Origin of the sequence: Sphaerisporangium sp. NBC_01403 (assembly GCF_045040145.1) — a bacterium.
Classification (GTDB): domain Bacteria; phylum Actinomycetota; class Actinomycetes; order Streptosporangiales; family Streptosporangiaceae; genus Sphaerisporangium; species Sphaerisporangium viridialbum.
Window position 1 is genome coordinate 3,349,439 of record NZ_CP109534.1, and the last position, 15,682, is coordinate 3,365,120.

The following is a 15,682-nucleotide window of genomic DNA, read 5'->3' on the forward strand; positions in this document are numbered from 1 at the left end:
CACCCCGGGTACAGCTCGTGACATTAGCGTGCCCCGCGAGACCAGAGAGTGGGGTGTGTACTGATGTGGAACAAGACGCTGGCCGGTGCGCTGGCCGTCCTCGTGGGAGGGGTGGTGCTCGCCGCCCTCCAGCCCGCGAGCGCGACGGCCGCGAAGGCCGGACACGACGACCGGGGACCGGTCATCATCGGGCACCGCGGTGCCAGTGCCATCCGTCCCGAGCACACGCTCCTGTCGTACGAGGCGGCGGCGCAGCTCGGAGCCGACTACATCGAGCCGGACCTGGTGTCGACGAAGGACCACGTGCTCGTCGCCCGGCACGAGAACGAGATCTCCGGGACGACCGACGTCGCGAACCACCCGGAGTTCGCCGATCGTAAGACCACCAAGACCATCGACGGCGTGCCGATGACCGGATGGTTCACCGAGGACTTCACGCTGGCCGAGCTGCGCACGCTGAGGGCCAAGGAGCGCGTCCCCGACCTGCGGCCCGACAACACCGCCTTCGACGGGCTGGCCCAGATCCCGACGTTCGACGAGGTCATCGAGCTCGCGCAGAAGTACGGCGTGGGCGTCTACCCCGAGACCAAGCACCCGACGTACTTCGACTCGATCGGCCTGTCGCTGGAGGAGCCCCTGCTGGCGGCCCTCAAGCGCCACGGCTGGGACAGCCTGCGGTCCCCGGTCTTCATCCAGTCGTTCGAGACCAAGAACCTCAAGGAGCTGCGCTCGGCCACCCGCCTGCGGCTCATCCAGCTCATCAACGCGAGCGGCGCGCCGTACGACCTGGTGGCGGCCGGCGACCCGCGCACGTACACCGACCTCGTCACGCCCGAGGGCCTGCGGGAGATCTCCCGGTACGCCGACGGCGTGGGCGTGGCCACCACGCGGATCATCCCGACCGGCCCCGACGGCAGGACGCAGGCGCCCACGCCGCTCGTGCGGGACGCTCACCGCGCGCGGCTCCTGGTCCACACCTGGACGGTCCGGCCGGAGAACTCCCAGCTTCCCGTGGACTACCGGCTCGGCAACCCCGACAGCCCGGTCTACCCGCGTGCCACCGGGGACGTGATGCGCTACCTGGACAAGCTGTACTCGCTCAAGGTGGACGGCGTCTTCTCCGACAACCCCGGCATCGCCCGCGCCACGCGCGACCGCCTGCTCTCCGAGGGCTGACCGCCCGCACCTGCTCCGCCGGGAACCTCCGTGGTTCCCGGCGGAGCTTTCGCGTTCCCGAGGGAGTCACCCGACTGGTGCTATGAGGGTAGATCGTATCGTTTGAGGCGAACGTCCCCTTTGGGCTTGATATGGCGTAACGACGGGTACGAGATGCTTAGTCAAACGCCGCAGTGATCGGAACTCGGAGGTCCGCAGGGGGCTCAGCCCATCCCACCGGCCGTTCGATCTCGCCGACGCCGCGACCCCGGCCGGCGATCACTTACCCGCGAGGCATGACCTCGCCGGATGGAAACACTCTCTCGCCTACCCCACTCACCTCTTGCCGGTTTCGCATGCCCTTGCGAGCCGGATCACGCGAACGGGAGGTCTCCCAGAGCTCTGCCGACCGAAACACCTCAGCGTAGGAGGGTCCATGATCGGTACGGAGTACAGCGACGCGCGAGTCCGCGACCTGGCGGACGTGGAAGGGTTCGCGCGACAGTGCTTTCAGGGCACACCAGGCGACGGCATCGGCATCGAGCTGGAGTTCCTCGTCTTCGACCGCGCCGACCCGTCCAGGCAGGTCGCGGTCGAGCGCATCGCCGAGTCCCTTCCCCTCCTATCCGGCGGCAGCGCCGTCACCTTCGAACCCGGAGGCCAGCTGGAGCTCTCCGGCCCGCCGGGAACCCTGGCGCGGGCCGTCTCCGGGGCCGCCGCCGACGTCGAGGCGGTGCACAAGGCGCTGCACGACGAGGGGCTCGTGCTCGCCGGGATGGGCCTGGACCCGGTGCGGCCGCCCCTGCGCCAGATCCGCGAGCCGCGCTACGACGCGATGGCCGAGCTGCTGGGCGTCCCCTACGGGCCGATGATGATGTGCCTGACCGCGTCCATCCAGGTCAACGTGGACTTCGGTGAGCGCCCCGAGACCCGGTGGGAGCGCGCCAACCGCCTCGGCCCCGTGCTCAACGCCGCGTTCGCCAACTCCCCCATGGTCTCCTCCCGGCCGTGCGGATGGATGTCGGGGCGGCAGGCCGTATGGCTGCACCTGGACCCCACACGGACCCGTCCCCTGGTGTGGGACGGCGACCCGGCCTCGGCATGGGCGAGGTACCTGATGGACGCGCGCGTCATGCTGGTCGGCGAGAAGTACGCGCGCCACCACACCCCGCCGAGCCGTGCCACCTTCGGCGACTGGATGGCCACCCCCGGCCTGGTCGGCCGCAAGCCCACCGAGCGCGACCTGGCCTTCCACGCGACCACGGTGTTCCCCCCGGTACGGCCGCGGGGCTGGCTGGAGATCCGCTACCTCGACGCGCTGCACCCGCGCTCCTGGCCCGCCTGCGTGGCGGTGACCTCGGCGCTCCTGCTGGACGACCGCGCCGCCGACGCCGCGCTCGCCTCGGCCGAGCCCTTCGCCGACCGCTGGTGGCAGGCGGCGCAGGTGGGTCTCGGGGACGCGCGCCTCCGGCGGGCCGCCGAGGACTGCTTCCGCGCCGCCATCGGGGCGCTGCCGCGCCTCGGCGCGGGCCCGGGCCTGGTCGCGGACGTGGACGCCTTCGCCGACCGGCACGTGACCACCGGCCGCTCCCCCGCCCTCGACCTGCTGACGCGCGTGCGCGAGCCCGGCCCGCACGGGAGGGCCTGGCTCGGCGAGGAGGTCCCGGCATGACCGGCCTCAAGGAACGCATCGCCGCCGAGCTGGAGCAGGGGCGGAGCCGGTCGCTCGCCTACACCGACACCGACGACGAGGTGCTGGTCCGCCAGCACTCCACCCTGATGTCACCGCTGGTGTGGGACCTTGCCCACATCGGCAACTACGAGGAGCTGTGGGTGCTGCGCGAGGTCGGCGGCGCCACCCCGCTGCGCCCGGAGATCGACGCGATCTACGACGCCTTCGCGCACCCTCGCGCGCGTCGGCCGAGCCTGCCGCTGCTCGGCCCCGCAGAAGCGCGCGCGTACATCGCGGGTGTGCGCGGGCGCGTGCTCGACGTGCTCGACGCCGTCGACCTGCGCGACCCCGAGCCGCTCCGGTCGGACGGCTTCGTGTTCGGGCTCATCCTGCAGCACGAGCACCAGCACGACGAGACGATGCTCGCCACCCTGCAGCTCTCGCGGGAGCCGGGCGTGGTGCGCGACGGCGAGCTGCCCCCGGGACGGGCCGATGGCGCGGGCGAGGTGCTCGTCCCGGCCGGCCCGTTCGTCGCGGGGACCGGCACCCGGCCCTGGGCGTACGACAACGAGCGACCGGCGCACCGGGTGGACCTGCCCGCCTACTGGATCGACCGCCACCCGGTGACCAACGGCGCGTACGCCGAGTTCGTCGAGGACGGCGGGTACGCCGACCCGCGCTGGTGGGACCCGGCGGGCTGGCCCTGGCGCGTGGGCCAGGGCGTGCGGGCCCCGCTGTTCTGGGCGCGCGACGGCGACACGTGGTGGCGTACACGCTTCGGGCGGACCGAGCCGGTGCCCATGGCCGAGCCCGTGCAGCACGTCAGCTGGTACGAGGCGGACGCCTACGCGCGGTGGGCGGGCAGGAGGCTGCCCACCGAGGCCGAATGGGAGAAGGCCTGCGGATGGGACCCCGCGACCGGCCGGGCGCGCGCCTACCCGTGGGGCGACGCCGACCCGCTGCCCGAGCACGCCAACCTCGGGCACCGCGCCTCGCGGCCCGCGCCCGTGGGCGCCTTCCCCGCGGGGGCCAGCGCTTACGGGGCCGAGCAGATGATCGGCGACGTGTGGGAGTGGACCGGTTCGTGGTTCCTGCCCTACCCGGGCTTCCTGACCTTCCCCTACCGCGAGTACAGCGAGGTGTTCTTCGGCGAGACCTACCGGGTGCTGCGCGGCGGATCGTGGGCCACACATCCCACGGCCATCCGCACGACCTTCCGCAACTGGGACTACCCGGCCCGGCGGCAGATCTTCGCCGGGTTCCGGTGCGCGCGGGCGGCGTCTCCGGAGGAGGCCTGACATGTGCCGCCACGCGGCGTGGCTGGGTACTCCCCAGCCGCTCGCGTCGCTGATCCAGGAGCCCGAGCACGGCCTGCTCAGGCAGTCCTACGCGCCGCGCCTGCAGCGGTGCGGCGCCGTCAACGCCGACGGCTTCGGCATGGGCTGGTACGACGCGGCGCGCCGGGAACCGGTGCGCTACCGCCGCTGCGTCCCGATCTGGACGGACGCGAACCTGCCCGGCCTCGCCGCCGCGGCCCGCTCGCGGTGCCTGCTCGCGGCCGTGCGCTCCGCCAGCCCGGGCATGCCGATAGAGGAGTCCGCCACCGCGCCCTTCACCGAGGGCAGGTGGCTGCTCAGCCACAACGGCAGGGTGGCGCGCAAGGCGGTCAGGCCGCTCGCCGACGGCCGCGAGCCCGAGAGCACCTGCGACTCGGCGTGGCTGGCGGCGGCGGTGTTCGCCAGGCTCGGCACGGGCGTCCCGATGGGCGACACGCTGGCCGAGGTGGTGGCCCGCGCGGGTGCGGACGACCCGGGCGCGCGTCTCAACCTGCTGCTCACCGACGGCGACGCCGTGGCCGCGACCGCCTGGAACGAAACCCTGTTCCTGTGCTGGGGCGAAGCCGCCACCTCCCGGTTCACGGGCGAGCCGCTCGGTGAAGGCGTGCTGCTCGCGAGCGAGCCGCTGGACGACCGGCCGGGCTGGGACGCCGTCCCCGACCGCCACCTGGTCGTCGCCGCCGCCGGCGGCGTGCGGATCCTGCCGCTCTGACCCTTCGGCCCATCTCGGACGACCGACCGACTTCCGATCCTCAGGAGCCACCCTTCCACCGTCACACCAGGAGGCCCGCGTGTCCGTCACACAGATCCCGCTGCCGTTCCTGTACACGGTCAACCACCTCGGCCCCGACCACCTCCGCAAGTCCCTCGCCGACGACGTCCGCACCGGGCTGACCTCGGCGCCCAAGTGGCTGCCGCCGAAATGGTTCTACGACGCCACGGGAAGCGAGCTGTTCTCCCAGATCACCACGCTGCCCGAGTACTACCCGACGCGCCGCGAGCTCGCCATCCTGCGCGAGAACGCCGCCGAGATCGCCCGGCTGGCCGGCGCCGAGACGCTGGTCGAGCTCGGCTCGGGCACCAGCGAGAAGACCGTCATACTCCTTTCCGCGCTCACCGCGGCGGGGACGCTCAAGACGTACTCGCCGGTCGACGTGGACGCGACCACGCTGGACGCCGCGGCCCACCGCGTCGCCGACGCCTACCCCGGACTCGCCATCTGGGCGGTCTGCGCCGACTTCGAGCGGCACCTCGCGCGGCTGCCCCGCGTCGGCAGGCGGCTGGTCGCGTTCCTCGGCGGCACCCTCGGCAACCTCGACCACGAGGCCAGGGAGTCCTTCCTCGCCGAGCTGCGGGCCACCCTGTCCCCGGGCGACAGCCTCCTCCTCGGGGTCGACCTCGTGAAGGACACCGGCCGGCTGGTGGCCGCGTACGACGACGCCGCCGGGGTGACGGCCGCGTTCAACCGCAACGTGCTGACCGTGATGAACCGCGAGCTGGGCGCGGACTTCAACCCCCAGGCCTTCGACCACGTGGCCCTCTACGACGGGAGGCTGCACAGGATCGAGATGCGTCTGCGCGCCACCCGTCCCATGCGCGTCCGCTTCCGCGAGCTGGACCTGACCGTCTCGTTCAAGGCCGGCGAGGAGATGCGCACCGAGATCAGCTCCAAGTTCTACCGGTACCGGCTGGAGGGCGAGCTGATGCGCAGCGGGTTCACGCTGGGCCGGTGGTACACCGATCCCGCTCGGGACTTCGCCCTGGTCCTCGCGTACATTCCCGAGCTCCGGCGGCGGGACGGGGAGCAGGCCGGCGGGCCGCGCCGCCCGCGCCGGGGCGCACGGGTCAGGGTGACCGGCGACGCCGGATGACCTGCCCGAGGCGGTCTCCTCGCGACGGGCCCGAGTAGACCGACCGTAGCCGGCACTCACCGTGGGGCCGGATTCCGGTGATGCTGACTCCACCCGGAAGGCTCGCCGGGCGGAGGCCGCGCGGGCGGTGACCGACCCGCCCGCCGGCTGGTCTGCCGACAGCGCGGCGCTGCTGTCCAGCCTCACGTTTCCGCGCCCTCCTCGGCGACCCGTACTGCCCCGCGGGGTGGCGGGGCAGGGCACCATCCCCGCGCGGGACGAGAGCTGGGCGGCGCATGCGCCGGGCGAGCGCACGCCATAGCGCAAAACCGGAAATACGCGGCATTAGCTGAGAAATGCACCTAAAGACGGAAATATCAGGACTCGTACGCTTCCCCACTGGAGAACCGCCGATCATCCCCCCTCACGGACCGGTGGAGAGGACGCCGAGACCCATGTGGATCCGGCAGGACCGTCGTGAGCGGGTGTGGATCCGGCAGCGCCATTATGGGCGGGTGTGTAGCCAGGAACGCCGTTGTGGGCGGTTGCGTAACAGGCAGGCACAGCCATCGCGGCCCAGGCTGGACGGCCCCCGAGCGGCCTGAGCTGAGCACCCCGGAGCGGCCTGAGCTGGGCGGACCGGAGGAGCCTGAGTCGAGCACCCGGAGTGAGCCTGAGGCTGAGCGGCCCCGGGCGGCCCTGCCTGCGGCCCGGCGGGGGCCTCGCCGCCCGGCGACGCCGGGACATGCCAGATCTGCGTGCTTATTACCAAAAAAGCCGTTACATCCAGGGGTTTCGTAGTCCGCTCCCGTTCGCTTTCCGGGCACGGCGAAAGATGAGAACCTCGTTCCGGCCCCTCGTGAACCGGCCCCGCCCCGCACGAGCCCCATGAAGCCCGCTACATGCCCGAGATATATGCTTTGGAGATCAATATGGCTTTTGCCGTTGATATCCCCTCACATGCGTGAACCGCGGCTCTGACGGAGGAGGTTTCCAGGTGTCGGCGCAGGAAAGACGGCTCTCGGCGATCGGAGAGGCCGCGGCAGGGGTCCTTCGCCACACCGACTACCACCTCGTCAGGGCGGAGGACGTCGCCTCGGCCGTGCGGCTCTCGCGGGAGGGCCAGAGCGGGCGCCGCAGCGCCGTCTGGCTCTACAACGAGGTCAAGAGCCGCAGGGTCCTGGTCGCCCTCGCCCTCCACCACGCCTTCGTCGAGTTCGCGGACCGCAACGGTCCGCCCGAGCGGCCGGCGACCCCCGGGAGCCTCGTCGAGGCGCGCGACCTGGTCACCCAGGCGCTGCTCCTGGTCGCCCGCTTCCACCGGACGGAGGCGTTCCTCACCCAGCAGGTCCAGCTCGGCATCGGCGACATCGCGACGTCGGAGAAGCGCCAGTCCGCGCCGCAGGGGCCGCCGAGCTGGCCGGACAGCGCGATGGGGCGGGCCGCCGCCGCGGGCTGGGCGGGCCGCGTCGTCGCCTACGCCGACCACCTCGCCCCGGTGATCTCGGCGGCGGCGCACGCCGTGTGCCTCCCGCCCCCGGGCTGGGCGCGGGCGTGCGCCGAGAAGCTCTCCGACCTCGCCTTCGACGCCCTGACCGACGACCCGGACGGTCCCGTCGACCGGCAGGCGGCGGCCCTGAGCGCCCACTGGTACGAGAGGCACCTCATCCCGCTCGCCGGCACCTGGATCAACGACCTCGACGTGGCCGAACGGGCCCGCGACGTGGCGCGCAGGGGCGGCGACGGCACGTCCGCCGAGGCGGACGCCCAGGCCAACGTCCTGCGCTCGCTCCTCGACACCGGAATCCTGCTGGAACGGGCCGCCCGCGAGGCCGGGGAGCTGTCACGGCTGCTCTCGGGCCCCGAGGCCGGCACGGAGACCGGCCTGCGGTCCCGCTGCGACGTGCGGAGCCGCATGGGGCTCGCGCTGCTCAGATACGGCGACCTGGACGCCGCCCGGGCCGGCTTCGAGTCCTCCCTGGAGATCGCCGAGACCGAGGTGAAGGTCAACGACCCCGAGAGTGCGGCCTCCTACGCCGCCCGGGCCCGTCACAACCTCGGCGAGGTGCTCGTGGAGGAGGGCCGCCCCGTCGAGGGCGCGCGGCTCATCGAGGAGGCCCGCTCGGCGCGCGCGAAGGGCGCGGACGCCGCCACGGGAGTCTCGTCGGCGTGGCGGCGTTTCACCCTGACCGCCCAGGCCGCCGCCCGCGCGGCCACGCGCGCCGGCAGGGTGGCGGACGGCCTCGCCCAGGCCGAGGCCGTGGTCGCCGACCGGCAGGCGCGGCTCGGCGACACCGGCGACATCAACGTGGTCGCGGCGCGGGTGTCCCTCGGCGAGGCCCTGCTGGAGGCCGGTCAGCCGATCGAGGCGCGTCACCTGCTCCAGGAGGCCGGGCGCCAGCGCGCGGACCTGCTCCAGCCGACGGCCTACTGGCCGAACCACGACACGGTGCGGATGGCGCAGGCCGAGCTCGCCCTGCGGGACCCGAGCGCCGTCCTGCGGCTGCTCGAACGCGCGCCGGTGCTCGACGACTGGTTCGCCGCGCGCGTCTCCTTCCGCCTGTGGGCGGAGGCCCGCGTCGCGCACGCGCTCGCGACCGCGCTCGGGGACGACCCCGGCGCCGCGCTGGACGCGCTTTCCGAGCTGGCGGCCCTTCTCGCGGCGGCGCCGTCCGACGCCCTGGTCCTGTCGGTACGGCGCGCCCTGGCGGAGGTCCAGTTCTGGAACGGGGACGCCACGGCGGCCGCCGCGACGCTGAAGAAGGTCCGCGCCGCGGAGACCGACCCCGGAGACCCGCCGGGACGCGCCCGTACGCTGTTGCTGACCGCCCGCTGCGAGGACGCGCGCGGCGACGAGGGCGCCGCGCGACGTCACCGCGCCGCGCTGGCCGGCCTGACCGCGAGCGGGCTGGACGCCGCGCACCCGCTGCTCCTCGAAGGGCGTTACGACGAGGCCGCCCACCGGTTCGAGACCGGCCGGTTCGACGGGCTCGACGACCTCCTCGCCCCCCTGCTCGACCGCGCGCCCCTCTCCCACGGCCGCCCGCCGCTCGGGGACGGGCATCCCCTGTTCCTCAGGGCCGCGACCCTGGCCGACCGCAGCGGGGCCGTACGTCTCCCCCGCCCCCCTCGGCAGGTCCTCTGGGAGGACGCCTGACCGGCGGGACCCCGCCGGAGTGCCTCAGAGGGCCGCACCCACCGTCAGCGACTGAAAGCGTGCGCCGTCAAGGAAGGGGACCGTCCGCCCTTACCGGGCAGGGCCGATGGGACGGTCGCCGCGCAGGGTGATGCGGTGCATGACGCGGTGGGCGGAGCCGTAGTCGCGGTTGGCGTAGTGGGCGGTGCCGCGGTTGTCCCACATGGCCACGTCGCCGGCCCGCCACCGGTGGCGGATCACGTGTTCCGGCTTGGTCAGGTGCGCGTAGAGCAGGTCGAGGATGGCGCGGCTCTCGGCGTCCGACACCCCGACGATGTGGGAGGTGAACCCCGGGTTGACGAAGATCCCCTTGCGCCCGGTCTCCGGGTGCACGCGGATGACGGGGTGCTCCACCGGGTCGAGCCGGGTGACGGTCTCGCCCTCCCAGACGTTGCCCCTGCCGCCGCGTCGCTGGGCCAGGTAGTAGCCGAACTCGCGGGTGCCGTCGTGCATCGCGGTCAGCTGGTCCACCAACTCCCGGACGGGCGCGGCCAGGGAGTCGTACGCGAGCTGGCTGTCCGCCCAGTTGGTGTCCCCGCCCGACACCGGCAGGCTGACGGCGCGCAGGATGGAGCCCATCGGCGGGCGGGGCATGAACGTGACGTCGGTGTGCCACACGTCGGCGAAGCCGTTGTCCGCGCTGTCGATGGCATAGATCTCGGGGTGCGCCTCGTCCACGCCTCCGACGACGGGGTGGGAGACGGTGAGCTCGCCGAGGCGCCGCCCGAGCGCCACCTGGCCGTCCTCGTCGAGGCCCTGCCCCCGGAAGAACAGCACCTTGCGGTCGACGAGCGCGGCCCGCACCGCCGCCAGCTCCTCGTCGGTCGCGGCGGCCAGGTCGAGCCCCAAGACCTCGGCGCCGAAGTGCGGGCCCAGCGGGTCGAGGGTCAGGCCGGTGATCGGCTGCTCGGACGTGTACGTCATCTCGGGTCCTCCGGTCTCGGATGGTGCCGGCCGGCCGGTGGCCGGCCTGCGGGGTTCAGGCGGCGGCGCGCACGGCGTGGCCGATGGTGGCGCGCAGGGACGCGTACTCGGGAAGGGCGCGCAGCTCGTCGGGCTCCATTCCGGTCCTCGGCAGGCCGACCTCGACGTCGAGGGCGACCCGTCCCGGGCGGCGGGTCAGCACGACGACGCGGCTGCCGAGGAACACCGCCTCGTCGACGCTGTGGGTGACGAACACCGAGGTGCGGCCGGTGTCCGCGCTCACCTGGCGCAGGTCCTCCTGCAGCCGCTCCCGGGTGAGGGCGTCCAGCGCGGCGAACGGCTCGTCGAGCAGCAGCAGGGGGTTGTCGGCCGCCAGTGCCCTGGCGATGGCCACGCGCTGTTGCTGGCCTCCGGAGATCTGCCAGATCCTCCGGCCGGCCACATCGTGCAGTCCGACCCGTTCGAGCAGCTCGGGAACCCTGCGCAGGCGTTCCTGGCGGGGCACCCCCGCATAGCGCAGGGCCAGCTCGACGTTGCCGCCGACGCTCTTCCAGGGGAAGAGCCGCGGCTGCTGGAACACCACCCCCGCGCCCCTGCCCGGCACCGGCTCGACGCCGCCGATGCGCACCGATCCGGAGGTGGGCGGCTCGAACCCGGCGATGAGCCGCAGCAGGGTGCTCTTGCCGCATCCCGACGCCCCGACGAGCACCAGGAACGCGCCTCGCGGAACCGTGAGGGACACCGGTCCGAGCGCGGTGACGGCGGCCTGGCCCCGGCCGTACACGTGCTCGACCTCGCGCACGTCCACGGCGGCGGCCTCCGCGGTCCGCGCGGCCGGGTCCGCGATGTCAGGAGAGCGCACTCGGAAGCCCCTTGTTGTAGATCGCCTTCCGCACGGTCGCGAGGTCGGGCACCGCGTCGATCTTCTGCTGCCGCTTGAGGAACTCCGCGGCGCTGACCAGGTTCCGCGCGAGCCCGCCGACCTGGTCCGGCGTGCCCAGCCACTCCGGGCTCGCAAGGTCGGCCGGCGAGAGGAACACGCCCTGGCCGAGCTGGTTCGCGGCGTCCGCCGGGCTGATGTTGAGCTCCGCGCCGACGGCGGTGGCCGCGGCGTCCCTGTCGCTCGCGATCAGCGTGAGCGCCCTGGCCTCGGCCCTGCGCCAGGCGTCGACGGCGTCGGGGTGGGCGTCCGCGAAGGCGGTGGAGACCACGCCGAGGTCCAGGGTGGGCTTGCCCGCCGTGGCGAGCTCGCGGCTGCTTACGAGCACCTTGCCGTTCTTCTTGAGGGTGTCGAGCGCGGGCAGCCAGACGTACGCCGCGTCGATGTCGCCGCGCGTCCAGGCGGCCAGGATGTCCTGCGGCTCCAGGTCGACGACGGTCAGGGCCGACTCGGGGACCTTCGCCCTGTCCAGGGCCGCGAGCAGGCTGTAGTGGGCGGTGGAGGCGAACGGGGTGCCGACCTTCTTGCCGCGCAGGTCCTCGACCGACGAGATGCCCGCGCCGTCGCGGGCGACCAGCGCCTCGTTGTCCCCGGCCACGTCCAGGACGAACGCCACCTGGTAGGGGATGTTCAGCGGCGCCGACAGCCCGCGCGCCACCGGGCTGGAGCCGATGGCGGCGATGTCGACGCTCCTCGCGACGAAGGCGGTGTTGATGCTCGCGCCGGAGTCGAACTTGGTCCACGTGATGCGGTAGCCCGGCAGCGCCTCCTCCAGCCAGCCCTTGTTCTTGACGACGAGGTCGCCGCTCGGGAAGGCCTGGTAGGCGATGCGTATCGTCTTGGCCGCCTCCGCCGTGCCGCCCGGGGCGGCTCCGCCCGAGGCGGCGCCGTCGCCGCACGCGGTCAGGGCGGCCGCGGTCACGGCGGCCACGGCGAGGAGGAGCAGGCGCCTGAGGCGTGGTCGGGCCATGGGACGGGTTTCCCTTTCTGGTTCGGAAGAGCTCTCGGTCGTTCGGGGCGGTTCCGCATCCTGGGCGGCCTTCGCTCAGGCCCGCCCGCGCCAGGGGATGAGCCTGTTCTCCGCGACACGCAGGACGGCGTCGATGAGCAGGCCGGAGATGCCGATGGCGAAGAGCCCGAGCACCACGACGTCGGTCTGCAGGTAGCGCTGCGCGTCGCGGACCATGCCGCCGATGCCGGGCACGCCGTTGATGGTCTCGGCCGCGACGACGGAGGAGTACGCGATGCCCACGGCCAGCCGGATGCCGGTGAAGATCTCCGGGAGGGCGTTGGGCAGCACCACGTCCCTGGTGACGTCCCAGCGGGTCGCGCCGAGTGCCCGTGCCGCCTCCACCAGCCCCGCCGGCGCCGCGTACACCGCCGAGGCCGTGGCCACCGCGACCGGCGGGAGCGCCGCGATGGTCAGCAGCCACAGCTTCGGGGTCTCGTCGATGCCGAACCAGATGATCAGCAGGCTGAAGTACGCCAGGGGCGGCAGCGCGCGGACGAACGTCACCAGCGGCTCGACCACGACGCGGATCCAGGGGACGGTGCCCATGACGACGCCGAGCGCGAGCCCGGCCACGACGCCGAGCACCGAGCCGGCGAGGATGCGGCGGAGGCTGACGCCGAGATGCTCGACCAGCAGGTGGCCGCTGTAGCCGCGGATCCCGTCGTGGACGGTCGAGGTGAGCACGAGCTGGTCCCACACCGCCCGGGGCGCGGGGATGAAGGACGGGTTCCGCGTCACGCTCGCGGCGAGCTGCCACAGCACCAGGAGCACCGCGATCGACAGCAGCCGCAGGCCGAACCTGCGATACCCCGGCGCGCGCTCGCGAGGCGCCGCCGCCTGCGGGACGGGACTCCCCCGCCCCGCCGTGGCGCGCTCGGCGCCCGGATCGGCGGCGGGGTCGGGGTGGAAGGAGACGGGAGAGGTCACGAGGTCGCTCCGGGGGGCACGCCTTCGGTCCGCACCGTTCCGCCGTACCCGGCGTGGTGCGGGAGGGAGAGGAGCGGCCGGCGGCTGGCGCCCTTACCGGCCGGGGGACGCGGTCAGGAGCGGCAGATCGTACCCCTGAGGCGGCACAGGTCGACGTGAAGCCGCCGGACCAGCAACGGACTCGTAAACATACCTATTTCCTACCGTAAATACAGGGATTAAACAACCCCACCTCCCACTCGGCGCCCGTCCCCAGCGCCCTTCGCGGACGCTCAGTGCTCGTCGCAGTGGCCCTCGTGGACGCTGTGGCGGTGGCCGTCGTGCACATAGTCCACGTGGTCGCCGTGCGGCACGGACACGTGCCCGCAGCCGGGTCCGTGCTCGTGCGTGTGCCCCTCGTGCACGACGTGGCCCGCCGGTTCGCACTCGTAGGCCTCCGTCCCCTCGACGCGGTGGATGCACCGGTCGTGGACGTAGTCGACGTGGTCGCCGTGCGGAATCGCCACGTGACCGCACCCGGCCTTGTGGACGTGGTCGTGGTCACTGTGCCGGCGTCGCTCGGTGGACACTTTCACCCTGTCTCCCCCCGTTGAAAGACCGGGGGCACCTTGTGTCCCACCCCCGATCACCTGCACCTATACCCCTGCGACGGAGATCCACCCCGCCCAGCCGCACCGCCAAGGCCCCTCCCCGCAACGGGCGCGCGGCTCCGGCCGAGGGGTGGGTCAGTGGGGGGTGGCCTGGGTGAGGGTGGACCGGAGGCCGCGGACGGCGCAGTCGACGCGTTCGAGGGTGTCGTCGTCCACGAGTCCGGAATGGTCGCCGGCCCGGCGGCCGGTGCGGACGCTCTCGGCGATGTCGTCCAGCGACCTCGCCGCCGCCTGGACCGCCTCGTCGGACGGGGGCGGCGCGCCGTGGTCGGTGCGGGCGACGGTGGCGGCGGTCGTGTCGGCCACGTGCTCCAGCGCCGCCATCGCGGGCATCCAGGTGGTGATGCGCCTGCTGACGACCGGCGGCTCGGTCAGGGCCCGCTGGAAGACCGTGCGCAGGTCGGCCAGGGCGTCGAACGCCTCCCGGTGGAGCAGCGCGCGCCTCGGGTCGTCGCGGTCGAAGGCGTGCCGCAGGTAGCGGGCCGTGGCCGACACCGCGTCGGCGAAGCGCGGGCCCACCGGTGCCTGCCAGTTCGCGGGCCACGGCAGGTAGCCGAGCAGCAGCACGATGGCGCAGCCGATCAGGGTGTCGACCAGCCGGATCTCCGCCAGCTCGGGCCCCGCCCCGGTCAGCAGGTCGACGAGCAGCACGACCAGCGGCACCTGGAACGTCGACATCAGCCCCCAGTTGCGCTGCTGCCCGTACGGCAGGAGCGCCGCGAAGATCGCGATCGGGACCAGGATCGCCGGGCCGTACGGCACCGCGGAGAGCACCAAGGTGCCGATCACCGCGCCGACGACGGTGCCGATGCCCCGTTGCAGGGCCCGCGCGAAGACCGAGCCGAAGTCGGGCTTCAGCACCAGGGCGACGGTGAGCATCGTCCAGTAGGAGCGCTGGATCCAGTGCAACTCGCTGATCGCCGCCGCGACCCCCATGCACAGCGCCAGCCTGATCGTGTAGACGCGGGTAAGGTGCCCGTACCGCATCCGCTCCCAGGCGGACCTGAGCCGGGCGCCGTACCCGACGCGCTCGTACGGCAGCTCCTCGGCCGCCACGTCCGCCCCGGACGCCAGCTCGACGGCCTCCTCCACCGCCGAGCACAGCGCCCGCAGGGCGGGTGAACCAGCCTCGCACCTCGGCATCCGCACGGACCGGGCGCCGCCGGACAGGGCTTCGGTGACGGCCCGGACGACGCCGGCGACCTCCGGCGGCGGCTCGCGGTTCTCCTGGTTCAGCGAGACCAGCGCGTGGCGTATCTGCGAGGCCTGGTTCAGCAGGGCGACCAGCCGCGTGCGCTCCGGGTCTGGCCCCGCGGCCGACGAGCGGGCGCCGAACACCGTGTCGTAGGCGTTCTTCAGGGTGGTGTCGAACGCGGCCAGGGCGACGGCCCGCTCCGGCCCGTGCTCCTCGAAAAGGCGGCTGAGCTCCCGGTACACCTGCGCGACCGCCGCCTCCTCGGCGGCGCGCGGACGCAGGGGCCAGGCGGCGACGGACAGCACCAGCGCCCAGGACGCCCCCAGCAGGTAGGCCAGGGCCCCGGTGAGGGAGGTCTCCGGGTAGGGCACGCTGATGCCGAGCACCGTCATCACCAGCAGCTGGAGCGCGCTCAGCGAGCCGGCCGCCCCGCTCGTGCTGATCAGCGCGGACACTACCGAGACGAGGACCACGACCAGCACCGTCCACCAGCCGAGCCCCCGGGTGGCGTGGCCGATCATGTAGCCCGCCGCGCCGCCGGCCGCGGCCGAGGCCATGCGGATGATCCGGGCCCGGTACGAGCCGCCCCGGTCGGCCAGCGCCGCCGCCATGGCCCCCATGGCCGGCAGCAGGCCCATCGTGATCCGCCCTGCGGCCCAGCCGACCACCAGCGGGGTCGTGACCGAGGCCGCGACCCGCGCCATCGCCCCCCAGCGGGGGCGCACCGGGACCGGCCGCACCGTCTCAAGCAGCCAGCCGGGGGCGGCGTCGGCCAGCCGGTCGGCGGGGCGCCGGAACAGCCCGGTCATGTGCTCCCGCCGCGC

Annotated in this window: 13 protein-coding genes; 6 read left to right on the top strand and 7 right to left on the bottom strand. The window is 73.4% G+C overall.

Translation table 11 applies throughout. From position 1 onward, the window contains the following. The first annotated feature begins 63 nt into the window (after positions 1-63). The 6 genes from OG589_RS15525 to OG589_RS15550 all read left to right on the top strand — a co-directional run bounded on the left by OG589_RS15525 (position 64) and on the right by OG589_RS15550 (position 9,171). Complete coding sequence (locus OG589_RS15525) at positions 64-1,176, top strand: glycerophosphodiester phosphodiesterase (RefSeq protein ID WP_405149703.1); 1,113 nt, start codon at positions 64-66, stop codon at positions 1,174-1,176. 415 nt (positions 1,177-1,591) lie between these two features. Continuing rightward, entirely contained in the window at positions 1,592-2,827 is a 1,236-nt protein-coding gene (egtA, locus tag OG589_RS15530) for an ergothioneine biosynthesis glutamate--cysteine ligase EgtA (protein WP_405149705.1), read from the top strand. Then, positions 2,824-4,125, top strand: a complete 1,302-nt coding sequence (gene egtB / locus OG589_RS15535; RefSeq protein WP_405149707.1) for an ergothioneine biosynthesis protein EgtB — start codon at positions 2,824-2,826, stop codon at positions 4,123-4,125. Before egtA ends, egtB begins: the two co-directional genes overlap by 4 nt. A gap of 1 nt (position 4,126) precedes the next feature. Next, entirely contained in the window at positions 4,127-4,876 is a 750-nt protein-coding gene (gene egtC, locus OG589_RS15540) for an ergothioneine biosynthesis protein EgtC (protein WP_405149708.1), read from the top strand. 79 nt (positions 4,877-4,955) lie between these two features. Then, positions 4,956-6,035 (top strand): L-histidine N(alpha)-methyltransferase, encoded by a 1,080-nt coding sequence (gene egtD, locus OG589_RS15545; RefSeq protein ID WP_405149710.1) that lies wholly within the window; start codon positions 4,956-4,958, stop codon positions 6,033-6,035. Positions 6,036-7,011: 976 nt separating this feature from the next. Continuing rightward, positions 7,012-9,171, top strand: a complete 2,160-nt coding sequence (locus OG589_RS15550) for a hypothetical protein (protein WP_405149711.1) — start codon at positions 7,012-7,014, stop codon at positions 9,169-9,171. A 90-nt stretch (positions 9,172-9,261) separates the two neighbouring features. On the opposite strand, the gene OG589_RS15555 is transcribed toward OG589_RS15550, so the two are convergent. From OG589_RS15555 to OG589_RS15585, 7 genes are all read right to left on the bottom strand, one after another. Continuing rightward, entirely contained in the window at positions 9,262-10,134 is an 873-nt protein-coding gene (locus OG589_RS15555) for a TauD/TfdA dioxygenase family protein (protein ID WP_405149713.1), read from the bottom strand. Positions 10,135-10,189: 55 nt separating this feature from the next. Further along, the gene (locus OG589_RS15560; protein WP_405149714.1) at positions 10,190-10,996 is read right to left on the bottom strand and encodes an ABC transporter ATP-binding protein; all 807 of its coding nucleotides are present in this window, start codon (positions 10,994-10,996) and stop codon (positions 10,190-10,192) included. Further along, positions 10,983-12,044, bottom strand: a complete 1,062-nt coding sequence (locus tag OG589_RS15565; RefSeq protein ID WP_405149715.1) for a glycine betaine ABC transporter substrate-binding protein — start codon at positions 12,042-12,044, stop codon at positions 10,983-10,985. Before OG589_RS15565 ends, OG589_RS15560 begins: the two co-directional genes overlap by 14 nt. A gap of 75 nt (positions 12,045-12,119) precedes the next feature. Continuing rightward, positions 12,120-13,013 (bottom strand): ABC transporter permease, encoded by an 894-nt coding sequence (locus tag OG589_RS15570; RefSeq protein ID WP_405149716.1) that lies wholly within the window; start codon positions 13,011-13,013, stop codon positions 12,120-12,122. A 113-nt stretch (positions 13,014-13,126) separates the two neighbouring features. Next, positions 13,127-13,204 (bottom strand): putative leader peptide, encoded by a 78-nt coding sequence (locus OG589_RS15575; RefSeq protein ID WP_405152050.1) that lies wholly within the window; start codon positions 13,202-13,204, stop codon positions 13,127-13,129. Positions 13,205-13,285: 81 nt separating this feature from the next. Next, a complete protein-coding gene (locus OG589_RS15580) occupies positions 13,286-13,588 on the bottom strand; it encodes a hypothetical protein (RefSeq protein WP_405149717.1) in 303 nt (100 codons plus the stop codon). A gap of 150 nt (positions 13,589-13,738) precedes the next feature. Further along, positions 13,739-15,667 carry an FUSC family protein gene (locus tag OG589_RS15585; RefSeq protein ID WP_405149718.1) on the bottom strand — a complete coding sequence of 643 codons (1,929 nt, stop codon included), beginning with the start codon at positions 15,665-15,667 and terminating at the stop codon, positions 13,739-13,741. Positions 15,668-15,682 lie beyond the last annotated feature (15 nt).